Source organism: Acinetobacter bereziniae LMG 1003 = CIP 70.12 (assembly GCF_000368925.1).
Lineage (GTDB): Bacteria > Pseudomonadota > Gammaproteobacteria > Pseudomonadales > Moraxellaceae > Acinetobacter > Acinetobacter bereziniae.
Genome location: NZ_KB849754.1, coordinates 139,332 through 153,875 on the forward strand (window position 1 = coordinate 139,332; position 14,544 = coordinate 153,875).

Below are 14,544 nucleotides of genomic sequence, written 5' to 3' on the forward strand. Positions count from 1 at the left end.
TCATTGCTCAAAACCTTGGAGTTGTTATGGATACTATTGTTCGCGTTAAATCAGTTGGTGTTTTAGGTCTATCATCTAAAATCACGACATTTGTAATCGACATCGAGCTTGATGGCGGTAAATTAAAAATTGAAGATCAATTGCTTCATTTTAAGAATACTTTACGTACAAGCTATCGAGAATATGATGAAAGTTTAGCGATCGTAAACAATAAGGCTATACTTTCCAATTTAGACAATGCAGTAAAACCAAACGAATTGCATGCTTTAGTTGATGATTATATCGACTCAGTTTGGGTAACAGATGCCAATAAAAACACCACTCAACAGCGCCGTGCGTCACTTGGTTTGCACAATCCAACGATAAAAGACAAAGGTGTTTTGAAAGAAGCCCTTTTAAGTGAAGTGAAGTTAGCCTACAAAAACTATATCAATCAGAACGTAGAAGCCTGATCAGATCGGAAGTATGTTGCGACAAGCATACTTCTTTTTTTTTGAACCTTAGCCTAGAATCATCCAATATCATCGCTTCATACCAAGAAAATCATGCCATATCTCATATATTTAATGTTCCTTGCGTTTGCAAGCGCCGTAATTTTAGTGAAAAAGGCTTATGGTCTTAACATCCAATTATTTGCAATGGGGATTGTCGTCATCATTGGACAATTGGCAATTTTTTGTTTTATCAACGCAGCGATTAACATCAACAATGAAAAACAACATCGCAATGCCGTCAAAACCTTGCACTATGGCGCTTCATTTTCATTAATTGTGGTCACTACACAGGTCTATTTATATAAGTATGTGTTGCACAAACAGGAATATTTGACCATGGCAATTTACTTTTTAGGAACGTGGTTTGCAATCACCCTTTTAGACTCAGTGTTTAAGTTGATCAAAGTTGGTATTTTTAATAGCAAGAAAGACAGTGCTGAAGTTGTGAACTCAACGCGTAAAGTGACGGTAATTACATTAGCGATCTGTATGTTTGGGTATTACTTATTTAGCAAATATGCATTAAACATTAACGTACTAAACTAGACATCTTGTAAGGAAAACCGCACCTAATACACAAGCGCAATAACCAGAAAAAAAGAACATCCTTTTAATTATTGCGCTAATCTTTTCCGTCACAGCACTGTTATAAACAAAAAACACAATCATAAACATTAAACCGATCGTGCAGGCGAATAAGGTAAAACCAATTAAATAAGTAAAAGCAAAGTCAAAGTTTAATACCACTGGAAAACCAATAGATACAGCCATTAAAGCTATTGTACTTGATGCATTCATATCTTAAAGCCCATCTAGCAACTGGCTTAATCGTAGCGATAAATAAGGTTTAAAACTGAAACTTTATGATTGAGATTGGTCAATGCACATTACCAAAATGTGCTTGGTATATACCAGAAAGCAAAGAACCAGACGCAAAACGCCTGGCTCTTTAAAATTGAAAGGTGAATAAAAAAACACAAAACACTTGAACGCATTTCTTATTCAAGGTCAGTTTAATTAGATTTTTTGCCCTTGTCTATGTAATGTAAAAGTGGACAGCATTAAAACAATCTATATTTTTTGAAAAAAGTTTTAAAAATGTACAGTGAAATATAATGAATGTATGAGCTCAATGCTCACCATTTGGAGAAATTATATGAACTTTGAAATCTTATCTAAAACAAAAGTTGTCGGTCTACAAGAAGATTCTCTCACCTCTTTTCAAAATTTTATGTTAGAAAATATTGCATGGGATAGCCAAGTCCGTGCTGATTATTACCAGTCAAATAAGAATACTGTACTGCTGGAGCTACCAGTACGTTTACGCCGTGACATTCAAATCGAAAACATCAACGGCGCTTTAGATGCACAAGTTAATTTTGAGCTGATCTACAAGCAAGACCAAGGCAAGTTGGTATCTTCATTGGTCGTTGATACGCAGTACTTGTTATGTATAGATGATCAGGATATTGATCTTTGGTCAATCGACAGCGAACTCAGTTTCTTACAAGAAGCTGACCGCAATCACCTTAAGAAGCTTATGCGTCATTGCGATGATCGTTTCCATGCGTGGATGCGCGAGATTAAGTCTTACTTCAATCGTTTGACAGTACAGCCGTTGCATCTTGATATGCAGATCAAAATACGCAAGATCGTAGGCTATACAGCGGTGCTACCTAAGACCTTTCCATAAGGTTTTAGGTGTCAGTATAAAAACAAATAGACCGCAATTAAGCGGTCTATTTGTTTTTGCCTAAAACGGCGTTAACAGATCTATGTAATATTTAGCCCTTAAAACTATTGGCAAGTATCTGAATAACGCTCAGCACTTCCAAAGAATGATTTACCCTGATTGTCCACGATGTCTACATACAGATCTGGTTTAACTGGAGCATTGGCGAATACAGAGCAATAAAACGGATGAATCTTTTCATTCACAAAGCGGTTTAAAGAGTCAGTTTCATCAGAAGAGTATTTATCTGCAGTTTTGCTAGACATCTGAACGTTCATATTAAAGTGTTTTGAATACTTCACTTTTTTAAGTACCGCACCAGTTTCAATCTGGTACGGTGTTTTAGTGTTAAGTAAACGCTCAACTTTACGTTTGTTTTCAGCAGTAGGAGAAAGCGCAACAGCAGATTTTAAGCTGTTTGTATTCAGGTTATTTAAAGAACTATTAGCTAAAACAGCGCACGACATAGACACTGAGATTATTGCAACTGCAAATAGTTTTAGTGTTTTGAATACGTTCATGTTTAACGACTTTCCTGTATATACTTAAATTATATACTTAATATACGATATTTGATTTTTTTGGAATTTTAATCTTATTTGATTTTGTTAATCGGTATATACCAATAAGATTGTTTATACGCAATTTAGCAAGAATCGCCCCCTTGTTTGGGGTTACAATTATTGTAATTTACAGATTGTTGATACAGGAAACCGATATGTCTGAAGAAGTAAAATACGAAGACCGTGTACGTGCTGCATACCGTTCTGCTCAAGGCAATGTAGCTCAAGAGTTCTCCCCTCACATTGTTAAAGCATGTGAAGCATCATCAAACGCACGTATGGAGCGCTTAGCAACTGGTCAAACAACATTTGACGAGGAAGAAGCTGCATTGATGAAGAAATGGAATGCACTTAAAAACAAAGCCTAATCATCGCGAATACAACCTAATCTAGCTTACAGCGGATTACCAAACCCAATCACTCATAAGTAGAACAATATGGACGATAAACTTGAGTTTTATTTAGATGCGAAAGACATCTTATCTCAACCTACCAGTTGCCAAGCGCAAGGCGACTATAAAAAGGCACTGGAAAAAGAAATCACGGAACATCGAATAGCGAAAATGGAAATTTCGCCGTTACGTGGCAATTACGATCTCGACCACCTCTCTAAAATCCATGAAAAAATCTTTGAGCATATTTACGATTGGGCTGGAGAAGTGCGTCTGGACGACATTTCTAAACGTGCGATCGACCCGAACGGTAATTATGAAATCGGTCATTTCCTAGATAAAAACCTGATCCCTGATGAACTGAATAATTTCTCACAGGCGGTTAAAGAAAAAGACCACCTGAAAGGTTTGGACAAAGACCAGTTTGTGAAAGAGTTCACTCAGCTTTATGCCAAGTTAAATGAAGCTCACCCTTTTGAAGAGGGTAACGGTCGCGCTGCTAAACTGATGATGAACCAGCTGGCGAATGATGCTGGTTACACCATGGTATATAGCAAGGTCGCCGTATCAGATTGGAACTATGCGTTTAAACGTTCACTGACAGATCAAGAGCTTTATGTCGGTGAAAACTATGAAAACCTAGAACCGATGGAACAAGACCTCTCTTACCTTTTAAAAGTCATGGACAATATCATTGAACCATACGATCTAGTCCTGAAGCTTGAAAATACGGAAGAACAAGAGCAAGAACAGGAAAATGACCAGGATAAATCAAATGATGATGATTCACCGAGTTACGGATAATTAGATTAATCTGTATACGATAGCTTTTAATTGATTAAAAGATTCTTGAAAAAAGAATCTTTTTTTTTTGAGAAAAATTTATAATGAAGTGACTCAGATTAAAATAAAACCTTAGGAAAATATTGTCCGAAACTTGGAGATGAATAATGAATAACGCAGCACATCAATTTGCAAATAAAGTGGTCGCTCAATACCAATTTACAAACGGAAGTGATTCAAGTCTGAATCATTTAATTATCGGCAACAGCACCGCAGAAATTATCGACACCTTAATTTATATGCTTTTCTCAAGCCATGCTGAAACCTATGACGATGGCGTTGTTTGGTTTAAATCAGTGGACGCAATTAATGTTGAGAAGTCTTACATTACTTACAACAGTCGTGAAAACTGCATTTTTGCTTATTTTGTGTTTGATAAAAATCCATTAATGCTGAAAACAACCACATTGCATATTGATAATGTTTGTTACTTTGGATGTGAAAGCGACACCACCAATAAAACCATCGAATTTTTAGAAAAATTCAAAGTTCGTGTATCCCTTGCTAAAGAGTGCCACAAGTTCAAATTCAATACTGAGCATCATGAAACCTTGATGCATGAAACCATCAAAACCTTAAAAACTATCTATGAAGAACATAACGACATGGATGCCGAAAAGTTATCTCAACACCATGACACAACTCATTTAGTTAACACATTTCTTGCTTAACCGTACACCATACAATAAACAAAACCCGAAAAAGGATATAACAATGCTATTAGGCGCTTTAAAACAATCTCTAAGCTCAGTCATCGACATGAACCGCTACACCGCCCTTTGCTCACATGTGGAGGGTGAAAACTTGCCGTTATGCGCTCAATTTCGTGTACTTAAATATATCTTTGGTGTGCATGGTCTAAGCGCACTTAAAAATTACAAAGAAGTTGAACACATTGACGAAGCCTTTTTGAAAAAACACTTCCTACGCATGATGAACTATGACTTTGAAGCAGTCATATACCTTGCTATGGTCGGCATGCGCGAACTTATCTTAGAAGCTGATGCTTTTGACCATGACGGCGAACAAAACACCCAAAATGAGCTTAAACAAGCATTCCAATACGTTTCAGAAAATGACGTTCGTAATTTTGCTTATGTCACTCACATGGGCTATTCAGAAAAGTATTTCAACTGGAATATCATTCGCCACCAGTCTAAAGATGAAGCGGATAATCCCCTCACCTTTTGGTTATTTAAGAATGCAATGTATTCACTATTTTTCAACTTAGCCAATCGGGAATAATGCCCCAACTCATTAAGAGTATTTAAGTCCGAACTTAAGTACTCTTTTTTTTGCATTAGAAAAATAGACCGGTATATACGCTGTCTAAGCATGGCTTAAAACGTATACGATGATTTTAATTGATTAAAATATTTTAAATATCCTTTACGTGTTTTAGGTCGGTTAATTAATTCCAATAAAGTTATTCATTAGTATTTTTTAAATAAAATGACTCTATCGAAAGCAATTGCTTAAAACTTGGAGTCCTCTAATGCATCAACTAGATAAGCTAAATCATTTAAAAAATATTATTAAGCAAGTACCACATGAACGTTTTGATCTGGACAAATGGCGCACGGATTCAAAAACCGAAAATGTGACTTTTGCTCAGCTTTTACTTAGTGATGCTGATTGTTGCGTCATGGGTTGGGCGACAGCTGATGCTACTTTTAGAAGACTTAACTTCATGTTGTTTGACGGCGTTCCCCTTTATGCGCCATTCCGTGCGAATACTGGTGAGCCATTCACTTATGAAGAACTCAAAACAAATGTTGTTTATCGCGGTTCTGAAGCAGTACGTGAGTTTTTTGGACTCAATTATGAAGATGTCGATCATATTATTTTTGAGAGCAACTACGCTTTTGAAGACCCAATCAAAGACGAGATTATTGATCATATCAACCATGTTATTGATCGTGTAAACATCCGTCCACAAGACCTTGACCATTTGTTATCTAGCTCAATTGTTGCACTGGATAAAGAAGTCCGTGAGTTCACTTTAAATGATGATGAAGTCCGTGAAATATCTGTTGTGGTTGATTGCTTCAATAAGTTTTTCCCCGATGGTGCTTATCTTGAGTTTATTGCTACGGTCAACGTACCAGGTGATTGTGATCCACTGGAATACATCGCCAGCAATTACAACATTAAAGAGCCATTAGCTTTCGTTCCTAAGCCGAATGAAGCATTAGAAGAATATCTGGAAACATACCCGATCGAATATCTCATGCATAACTGGCAAGAGGATTTCATTTCGCCGTATGACGAAATCATTAATCAACGTTTAACGCATATCGCATTGCAAAATTTAAATAACGCAAAAGTAGTTCAATAAGGAAACCTACCCATGAAAATTGAAAATCCGCAATTCGTCAGTGCCATCAACGAACTTGGCTTTTACTTGCCACAGCAAGTACAACAGATACCGAACACCACAGAAGCCGGTTTTCGTGTGTATGTGATCGATACAGCAAAACATACCAACATCGAGGCACTAATTAGTGCTATTGAGAATGTCAGTATCACTTCACAGCCCTTTTATTTTCAAGATGATTACGACATGGGCGTGTTTTTTGAGGGATTTAGTTTCTTCTTGCCTATGCTCATTACACAAGACAGTGATGCACCTTTACCACTGTTCTTAATTCAACTGGATTTGTAAGTCCAACAGCGGTACGTGCGCCAGTATGTACCGCTACCCCTTTTGGCACACCGCCTAAAACTTGGAGCAGATATGAACAAAGCAACGACCGTTGAGCGTTTAGAAAAGCTGATTGAGCTAGTGATCGAGGTCATTCCTGATGAAAGCTTTGATTTCGACATTTGGCGTGATTATGACGCAAGCCATACAGAACAACACACCGATTTCTTTTCAGGTTTCACCACTGAAGAATTGTTAGATAAAAATATTGTAGGATGCCTGATTGGTTGGGCTACGTCTGTCGAGTATTTCCAAAATCTAGGTTTCAATTTTCATGGTTCTGTTGGGCCAATCTTCATGTATGAAAAAATACTCAGCAATGAAGAGCTAAAAGATGCGCCTGTTGTCACTGTACCAGTCGTTTACCAGTGGAAAGCAGTACGTGAGTTTTTTGGCATCACTCAGGAAGATGCTTTGGTGATGTTTAGCTATGACAATTACGACCAGGCCAAAATTGATAAGGACACAATGATTCGATTTATTGAACGCATCATCCAAAAATATAAGTAACCACCGAAACGGCGCAATGCCGTTTTGCTAGGCGTTATAACCGCTTACGATGGATTTTATTTGATTAAAATATCTCGATATTTTTAAATTTTGAGAAAAGTTTTTCCCCTGGTACACCCCTCTATACTTAATCCATAGCAAGCAAGGCACAAAGCCTTAAATCTGGAGTAAGTCGAATGAATACAGCGCATAAGTACGATGATCAAGTCATCATCCCCACAATAGCCGGGCAACTGGAGTTGCTGTCTGGTACCGATCTAAACAAAGAACTGGCTGAGCATGTTTTTCATGAAGCACCAGACATCGATCTAAGTATCTATGACATTTTTATTGTCTGCTTAAGTGGCGGTAAGGATTCGATTGCAGCGTATTTACGCTTACTGGATGCTGGAGTAGATAAAAGCAAAATTGAGCTTTGGCACCACAAAATTGATGAAGAAAACCAGCCGTTCATGGATTGGGTGTTCATGGAAAACTATACCAAAGCATTCGCTCAGGCATTCGACACACCATTGTACTTCAGTTGGCTCGAGGGCGGTTTCCTTGGCGAAATGCTCAAAGAAAACAGCTACTCAAAACCCCACTTCGTAGAAACACCAGAGGGCTTAATTAAGCTTGAACGCGATAACAACCGCAGTAAACCAGGCACACGCTTGAAGTTCCCACAACAAGCAGCCAGCCTCATGACGCGCTGGTGTTCTTCAGCGTTAAAGATCGATGTCGGACGCAGAGCATTGAACAACCAAGAACGTTTTGACGGCAAGAACATTTGTTTTATCACTGGTGAACGCCGTGAAGAGTCACCAAACCGCAGTAAGTACAACCAGCTAGAACCGCACCCATGCGACCGTAGAAGCGGTAAGAAAGCAAGACGCGTTGACTGGTGGAAGAACGTGCTTCACTTCACTGAAGAGCAAGTATGGGCGTTACTGGAGAAGTACAAGGTTACGCCACCAGTGCCATATCGCTTAGGTTGGGGCCGTAGCTCATGCATGACCTGTATCTTCAACAGTCCTAAAATCTGGTCAACCATCAGCACCTACTACCCTGAACGCGCTCAGCTGATCGCTGGTTATGAACAAAAGTTTGACTGTACGATCAGTCGCTCAAAGATCGATGTCGTCAGTCTGAGCAATCGCATTGAGCCATTCGACATTCAGGATATGGAAGCACTGGTACAGTCCAAAATTGAAAGTTATTACCTACCAGTGTTCACGGATAACTGGACGGTTCCACCAGGCGCATTCAACAAGGAGGGTTGTGGATCGCTGTAAATTAGGGTGCCATTTGGCACCTTTTTAGGATGAAAACCGCAAGCGATGTTTTTTAATTGATTAAAAATGGTTTGGAATAATTTTGTTTTTGAATAAGTTTTTGACACCACCTGTCAGCATAAAATGATTTTAAACCAATCAATATGAGATGATGTTTATGACAACTTTAAACGAAACAATGCAAAAGTTCTGTAAAGCTAAGGCAATGATGACCTATTTAATGTCTGATGATCCTATCATTGATGAATCTGTCAGCCGTTACGAAAATTGGGCATTGGCTTATGACCTTTTGGTGAGTATTGGACATCTGGATCTAGAACAAGTTGAGCAGATCTGGAATGAAAAAACCCATACCAATTTTACGCTTTGGGGTGTAGTTGGTGAATGCTCAATAGAAGAAATTGTATCGTATGTGACAGAAGAATATGACGCTCAAGCTGTCACACTGGCGCAGATTAATGAATTACAAGACGGTAAAACACTGGCAGAAATCTAAAATCAACCTAAGGAATGAGTTATTAATTAAGTATTAATAGCTCATTTTTTATTGTCTGAAACTATACAACTACCACCTTGAATCATTTTCACAGGCATCGCCATCGCCGTCACCATCCATCATGGTATCTGGGCAGTTTTTCACAAACCAATCAGCTTCTTCTTTAGATCGCATTTGAGAGCAATGCTTACGACCATCGCATTTATAGGCTACTGGCTTTTGATATATAGCATTTGTAGTTTGATTATCTTTATATAGATATTTCTTTAATTGAATGCTACCTAGATATGCCACCCCAATAGCTATGCTAATAAAAATTATCCATAGATATATTGGCAATGGTTTTTGCTTGTCTTGCGTTTGTTCATGGTCGGAATAGTAAACATGGATTGCCCTATTTTTATTTTCTTTTTTAACTACCTCGAAATAAACCTCTCGACCTGGTATTGGCTGTTCACCTTTCTGAAAATCCTTAATATGGAAAAATACATCACCAAAATTACTCGTGGATATAAAACCAAAACCACGCTCAATATTATAATTTTTAATTGTTCCTGTTAGTACCACCTAAAACCTCAAATATATATTAAAAGCTATATTAATTATAATTATTAAACCTGAATAAATACTATCTTTTTTTTAAAAAAAAGTTTTAAGGTTTATGGATTTATTATAATTAAAACATCAAAAGCAATTGCTTAAAACTTGGAGTAGCTATTATGAATAATTTTTTCGCTGGTGCTGAAGTCATCACTGTTTTTTCTTTACAAGACGCTTTAGAAGAGGGCGTGATTCTTTGCCTTAGCGATAAAGAAGAACATGCCAAAGATTGCAAACAGTTCTATAAGTTCCCTGTTTATATTACAAGCAACTTGTATAACAAGCACCTGACAGCTGCAAAAGCAATTTTTCCGAATGGTACGGAAGCTGATGCTGAAAAAATCAATGATTTAATGGGATATACCATCTTTGATATGTTGAACATGAGCGTTCGTGGTTCAGTTGCACTTAATGACCAAAGCGTTAAGTTTAAATATGCTCTACAAGATACACCGCATACCTTTTCTGACACCTTAATCACCAATATTGCTACGGTTGGGCCTGGCGTGAATGGTGAGCCTATCATTACTTTTATGATGCCTGAAGACCAATAAACACAACACCTAGCATTGACCAACCAATGCTAGGTTTTTTGAGATCCGAACGTTCATTGAGAGGTATTAAAAATGCAAATGGCTACTATGAAAATTGACAACCTTGACCTATTCGGCTTTGCAAATATGCAAGCAATAGAACAACAAAGAGAAAAAAACGAATTAAAACGTATAGAAACGATGAAGCTTGTCCGTTGTGACTGGTTTATCGCCGTGACATCTACTGGAGAGCTGTTTAAGTACAGTGAAAAAGTACCAGCTAAATATAAGGCGTTTAAAGGCATTAAATTATTCAAGTGCTGGAATGAAGCTACCGCGGATCTCGTGTTAAATGCCGTAAAAGGCGCAATCAAGGGTGATCATTACGAAATACCAGACGTTAAAAAAAGCAAAAAGTTTGCTGTTAATAGCTGGGTAAGAAACATTGATCTAAAGTTTCTACATTTGCCAGTCGGTCAACTCACCAACCTGTACAGGGAACATCAAGAGCGTTTAAGACTGAAGCGTGAAAAAGCCAGACTTAAAGAAAATGAAAACACGTATGACGTAGAACCGCACTAATCACACCCACCAGGAATAAGCACCCATAGCTTATTCCTTTCATAAGATGATGGCCGTAAACGGTGTTTTTAATTGATTAAAAATAACTTGAAATCATGAGCCTATCAGCCGAAATACTTTTACTAAAAAGTTATACAGGCCACATGCACCGATATAATGAATACATCAAAGCTCATTGCTTAAAACTTGGAGATACGACAATGCAACTACAAAAATTTAATACTGGTACTGCTAATGTGCGCCACTTGCTACAAAGCTTCACCCAAGCGTATGACGGTTTACCAAGTTGCGTCATCAATGTGATTGGCTTAGCAACCAAAGCAGATCCGCAGTTTATTTTTAACATTGAACTGGATGTCGTTTTATTTCACCAACATAAGTCACAAGCCTACTGCATTGAAGTCAATGCACCGTTACAGGTTCAAGCCATCGCAGACGCTCACGAATCATTTAGATTCAGTCCTGATGATTCTCATGCATTGATTGAGGGCGAAGTCATGGATGTGGCGATAAATTTACAACACCAAGCCATTAATGACATGATTCAATATGATTTGCTGTCAGATGCAGAACTGGAAAAGTTCAATACATGGAATAAAGGTTTCGCCAGTGCATTACTGACTGAATGTTTTGAAGATGTCGCAGATTTTAATGCGCTGCATAGCTCACATTTTATGGCGAACACTGTTTATTTAAGACTGATTGAGTACTTTAAAAACAACCTGTCATAAGAAACCATTAAACAAATAGAGGGAGATCCAATAAAGGTCTACCCTCTTTTTTTATGCCATTAGATTTAATGACGTATACGATGTTTTTTAATTGATTAAAAAAATATTGAAATTTTTCATTGCCAGTTCCATAAGTAATTTGAGAAAAGTTTTTAAGGGATATTTCACAGATATAATTAATTCATACCTAAGCAATTGCTTAAAACTTGGAGTTGAAGATATGAAAAGCGTACTTGATTTTTTTACAAACCGTTCTAAAACATTAAACATTATTGTGAATCCTGAATTAAATACAGGTCATTCCCTTGCTGATTTTTCGTATAACGAAGAATTGCATCAAGACCTTAATGTATTAACGGTTATTCCGCGTGATCATTACGGAAACTTTCTATCTTTAACCCTTGATGATTGGGGCGTGATTACTTCAAAAGTTCAATTCCCTGAACATCTTGATTTTAATCAATTACTCAGCATTTTTTGGGAAACACAACCCATTTTAGTTGTTACTGACATCGCACGTTCAGAAGTGCATGACAGCGACTTTTTTCAACAAAGCTTGGTCAAACAAGTCAATCTTGCATATAGCCGAGATATTGCCAGTGAATATGCACCAGAAGATGTTCACTACATCTCTCAATCTTTTGATTTAGATAAGCTGATGCGTTGCGGTGTATATCTGCAAGGTCATTGCTATTCAGCTCATGATTTCGTCATTAACAACCATAACCTATTTGAAAAAGACAGCTTGATTGTGCCTGTTTTTAACATCCACTCGACACAAAAAGAACTGCAACAATTTTTTGTGTTTGATCTGCAAGGCAGGTTTTTGGATTGCGTTGTTGGCACTGAAGTTTTGTACTAAGGAATATTGATCATGTCTAAAAAATACTTATTGATTAAATTGAGCTACGAAGCACCAAACAACACCAGTGCTGATGCTGTTTTGCACAATGTCTATATTGATATTAATCACCCTGAAAATCTGGCGATGTTTAGCGAGTCTTGCAAGAATCGCCATGAAATTAATGAAAACCTACCCATTTGCCAGTTAATCACTTCATGGGTTCGATTACTAGGGATCTTCACCATTCTGGACAATTCAGATCAGGACAAAGAAACCCCTGTTCTCATTCAACTTGCTGACGGCGGTACTTTATCTATCGATGGTTGGGAAATTCTCGACCAAGAAACCAAAGATAGACGCTTGGCGTTAATGGACATTGAGCCAGATGAAGAACAAGACGAAGACGACCCTATTTTGTTCGCTCATGAGTATTCAGACTCAATCACTCTCACCAAAGTCGAAAAGCCAGTAGCAGAAAGTGTATATGTCGCTATGCGTAACTCTTACAGCAACAACTTTGATTTAGTTCTTGAATGTATCTTGAATCCTGAAAAACATTACAGCCTATATCAAGGCTCATATGATGGCACTCATGTTCAAGTGATCCTGAATGACTTGGCACTCCTACCATCATGTAAGACACATAAATCAGAAATTGGCGACTATGTAACATGCAATGTACTGGAGCTGTTCAAAGGCTCAATAGATGCGTATGGCGCAGAAAGTGAATTTATTGATTCATTCGTGCAACTCGACATTACACCGTACTTAGATAGCACACTGAAAATGGACTACATCGAATTGCAGTTTAGCTACCAGAGCAACGATCTCATTGCATTTTTTGGGAATGATCCATGTTCTTAACATGGATCTCTATGGAATAGGAGAAAATACAATGTCTGATCATATCTATAATTACATCATCGGCAGAATCGACAAAAGCCGTAAAATTATGGTTCTGGTGAACTACGAATCAAGATCCAATCTGGTGACTCAAGCACAGTTAATGAAAGTCCAATTCCCGAACATCAATACCTTGAGAATGTTCCTGAATGACTTTGAGCCAACGGAAAAACATGTTATCCATTACTCGAAATACAGTAAAGAAATGCCATCAGGTGCAGATGGATATTTCCTATTTTCAGAACATGACCAGCAATGGAATATTTTTGATCCGAATGTCTTAAGTCGGTTTGTTTGTATATACCAAGAATCACCAGAGTTAGATAATTACCAAGATTACATCTGTTCTTGTGAAGTCAAAAACTCACCCACACTTAAAGCAAAACATAAAAAACAAGCATTTATGGAGAAGATGATCTTCACTTCATTGGGTTTTGAGCGTTATTGCCATCATTGCAACGGTTATGAACCACTGGATCGTTTTTATTATCATTCTGATACCAAAACCTATGAATCAGTTTGCAAGCCTTGTTATGTTCCTCATTACAAACCTTACAAGATGAAAAAACTTATGACCAGTACGGTTGAAGAATATATTTAATCATTAACTAGAACTCAAAAAGATGGCAACTATTAATTATTGCCATCTTTTATTTATTTTCTTTAACATATAAATTATAAACCCTAAATATAGGATTCCTTATGACTTTAAGTTATCAGCTTAATGAACTAAATAAAAAACAGAATAAAAGTAAAAATACAAATGAAGATCACCTGATGCATTACAACTTTTACTTAATAAAAGAATGTGATGCAATATTAAAATCATTCGGATATAACACGTTCAGGCTTAGATCAAATGAGATTAAAGGTAGACACATAAATGTACTTTTTCAGTATTGGAAAAACCAGACTCAAAATATTGTTATTTTAAAGCAGAAATATAACTTTTTATTGTGGTGGGCTAATAGTTGCAACAATGTTGGTGTTCTAAAAGAATTATCTGTTTATTTAAATAGCCCATTAAATAAAATATCCGCACCACTAGATAGCATAGAGTCTAAGTTTGGCTGGCATAATAATATTCACCTACCATCATATAAATGTCTTGAATGCGAAGTTCAGTTAGAATTAGTAAATAAATCTTATATATGCCCTATTTGTTCAAAGTATGTTGGAATTAATAGCGATGGTAGACCATTAGGATATATTGCAGATGAAGAACTTAGAGCTTGCAGAAAATGATGTGGTTAGAGGTGGATCAGGAAATTTGAACAACACTTATAAGTGATATTTTGCTCCCCAAATGATGTTATAAACATCAATATATGGAGTATTTTATG

The 14,544-nt window shown here is 37.1% G+C and carries 20 protein-coding genes and 2 pseudogenes; 19 read left to right on the top strand and 3 right to left on the bottom strand.

The window, feature by feature from the left end; genetic code table 11:
- Positions 1-26 precede the first annotated feature (26 nt).
- The 3 genes from F938_RS00750 (at position 27) to F938_RS00765 (ending at position 2,187) form a co-directional block, all read left to right on the top strand.
- A complete protein-coding gene (locus F938_RS00750) occupies positions 27-452 on the top strand; it encodes a hypothetical protein (protein WP_005006077.1) in 426 nt (141 codons plus the stop codon).
- A 93-nt stretch (positions 453-545) separates the two neighbouring features.
- Positions 546-1,040: a hypothetical protein gene (locus F938_RS00755; RefSeq protein ID WP_005006076.1), complete on the top strand. Its 495-nt coding sequence runs from the start codon at positions 546-548 to the stop codon at positions 1,038-1,040.
- A gap of 610 nt (positions 1,041-1,650) precedes the next feature.
- Positions 1,651-2,187, top strand: a complete 537-nt coding sequence (locus F938_RS00765; protein ID WP_005028527.1) for a hypothetical protein — start codon at positions 1,651-1,653, stop codon at positions 2,185-2,187.
- Positions 2,188-2,291: 104 nt separating this feature from the next.
- Here F938_RS00765 and F938_RS00770 read toward each other — a convergent pair whose 3' ends face one another.
- Positions 2,292-2,747, bottom strand: coding sequence for a hypothetical protein (locus F938_RS00770; protein ID WP_005028529.1), 456 nt, complete (start codon positions 2,745-2,747; stop codon positions 2,292-2,294).
- Positions 2,748-2,944: 197 nt separating this feature from the next.
- Between F938_RS00770 and F938_RS00775 the strand changes: the two genes are divergently transcribed.
- From F938_RS00775 to F938_RS00815, 9 genes are all read left to right on the top strand, one after another.
- The gene (locus F938_RS00775) at positions 2,945-3,157 is read left to right on the top strand and encodes a hypothetical protein (RefSeq protein WP_005006071.1); all 213 of its coding nucleotides are present in this window, start codon (positions 2,945-2,947) and stop codon (positions 3,155-3,157) included.
- A gap of 69 nt (positions 3,158-3,226) precedes the next feature.
- A complete protein-coding gene (locus F938_RS00780; protein WP_005028533.1) occupies positions 3,227-3,985 on the top strand; it encodes a Fic/DOC family protein in 759 nt (252 codons plus the stop codon).
- Positions 3,986-4,131: 146 nt separating this feature from the next.
- On the top strand, positions 4,132-4,695 hold the full coding sequence (locus tag F938_RS00785) for a hypothetical protein (protein ID WP_005006063.1): 564 nt from the start codon (positions 4,132-4,134) through the stop codon (positions 4,693-4,695).
- Between the two features lie 43 nt (positions 4,696-4,738).
- Positions 4,739-5,269 carry a hypothetical protein gene (locus tag F938_RS00790; protein WP_005006061.1) on the top strand — a complete coding sequence of 177 codons (531 nt, stop codon included), beginning with the start codon at positions 4,739-4,741 and terminating at the stop codon, positions 5,267-5,269.
- Positions 5,270-5,519: 250 nt separating this feature from the next.
- Entirely contained in the window at positions 5,520-6,362 is an 843-nt protein-coding gene (locus F938_RS00795) for a hypothetical protein (RefSeq protein WP_005006057.1), read from the top strand.
- Positions 6,363-6,374: 12 nt separating this feature from the next.
- Positions 6,375-6,689, top strand: a complete 315-nt coding sequence (locus tag F938_RS00800) for a hypothetical protein (RefSeq protein WP_005006055.1) — start codon at positions 6,375-6,377, stop codon at positions 6,687-6,689.
- Positions 6,690-6,761: 72 nt separating this feature from the next.
- Positions 6,762-7,238, top strand: coding sequence for a hypothetical protein (locus F938_RS00805; protein WP_005006052.1), 477 nt, complete (start codon positions 6,762-6,764; stop codon positions 7,236-7,238).
- A 176-nt stretch (positions 7,239-7,414) separates the two neighbouring features.
- Positions 7,415-8,512, top strand: a complete 1,098-nt coding sequence (locus F938_RS00810; protein ID WP_005028536.1) for an adenine nucleotide alpha hydrolase family protein — start codon at positions 7,415-7,417, stop codon at positions 8,510-8,512.
- A gap of 157 nt (positions 8,513-8,669) precedes the next feature.
- The gene (locus tag F938_RS00815; RefSeq protein WP_005006049.1) at positions 8,670-9,008 is read left to right on the top strand and encodes a hypothetical protein; all 339 of its coding nucleotides are present in this window, start codon (positions 8,670-8,672) and stop codon (positions 9,006-9,008) included.
- 69 nt (positions 9,009-9,077) lie between these two features.
- Here the strand turns inward: F938_RS00815 and F938_RS24910 are convergent.
- Positions 9,078-9,215: pseudogene (locus F938_RS24910) on the bottom strand (excalibur calcium-binding domain-containing protein); the annotation flags it as partial.
- A gap of 183 nt (positions 9,216-9,398) precedes the next feature.
- Positions 9,399-9,575 (bottom strand): annotated as a pseudogene (locus tag F938_RS24915) (cold shock domain-containing protein); the annotation flags it as partial.
- Between the two features lie 152 nt (positions 9,576-9,727).
- Between F938_RS24915 and F938_RS00825 the strand changes: the two are divergent.
- The 7 genes from F938_RS00825 to F938_RS00855 all read left to right on the top strand — a co-directional run bounded on the left by F938_RS00825 (position 9,728) and on the right by F938_RS00855 (position 14,446).
- Positions 9,728-10,162 carry a DUF6573 family protein gene (locus tag F938_RS00825; protein ID WP_005006045.1) on the top strand — a complete coding sequence of 145 codons (435 nt, stop codon included), beginning with the start codon at positions 9,728-9,730 and terminating at the stop codon, positions 10,160-10,162.
- 72 nt (positions 10,163-10,234) lie between these two features.
- Positions 10,235-10,723: a hypothetical protein gene (locus tag F938_RS00830; protein ID WP_005006043.1), complete on the top strand. Its 489-nt coding sequence runs from the start codon at positions 10,235-10,237 to the stop codon at positions 10,721-10,723.
- Positions 10,724-10,923: 200 nt separating this feature from the next.
- Positions 10,924-11,454 (top strand): hypothetical protein, encoded by a 531-nt coding sequence (locus tag F938_RS00835; RefSeq protein ID WP_005028543.1) that lies wholly within the window; start codon positions 10,924-10,926, stop codon positions 11,452-11,454.
- 220 nt (positions 11,455-11,674) lie between these two features.
- Positions 11,675-12,316, top strand: a complete 642-nt coding sequence (locus F938_RS00840; RefSeq protein ID WP_005006038.1) for a hypothetical protein — start codon at positions 11,675-11,677, stop codon at positions 12,314-12,316.
- A gap of 12 nt (positions 12,317-12,328) precedes the next feature.
- Positions 12,329-13,162, top strand: coding sequence for a hypothetical protein (locus F938_RS00845; RefSeq protein WP_005028546.1), 834 nt, complete (start codon positions 12,329-12,331; stop codon positions 13,160-13,162).
- 31 nt (positions 13,163-13,193) lie between these two features.
- Complete coding sequence (locus F938_RS00850) at positions 13,194-13,802, top strand: hypothetical protein (protein WP_005006032.1); 609 nt, start codon at positions 13,194-13,196, stop codon at positions 13,800-13,802.
- A 101-nt stretch (positions 13,803-13,903) separates the two neighbouring features.
- On the top strand, positions 13,904-14,446 hold the full coding sequence (locus tag F938_RS00855) for a hypothetical protein (protein WP_005028548.1): 543 nt from the start codon (positions 13,904-13,906) through the stop codon (positions 14,444-14,446).
- The last annotated feature ends 98 nt before the right edge of the window (positions 14,447-14,544 follow it).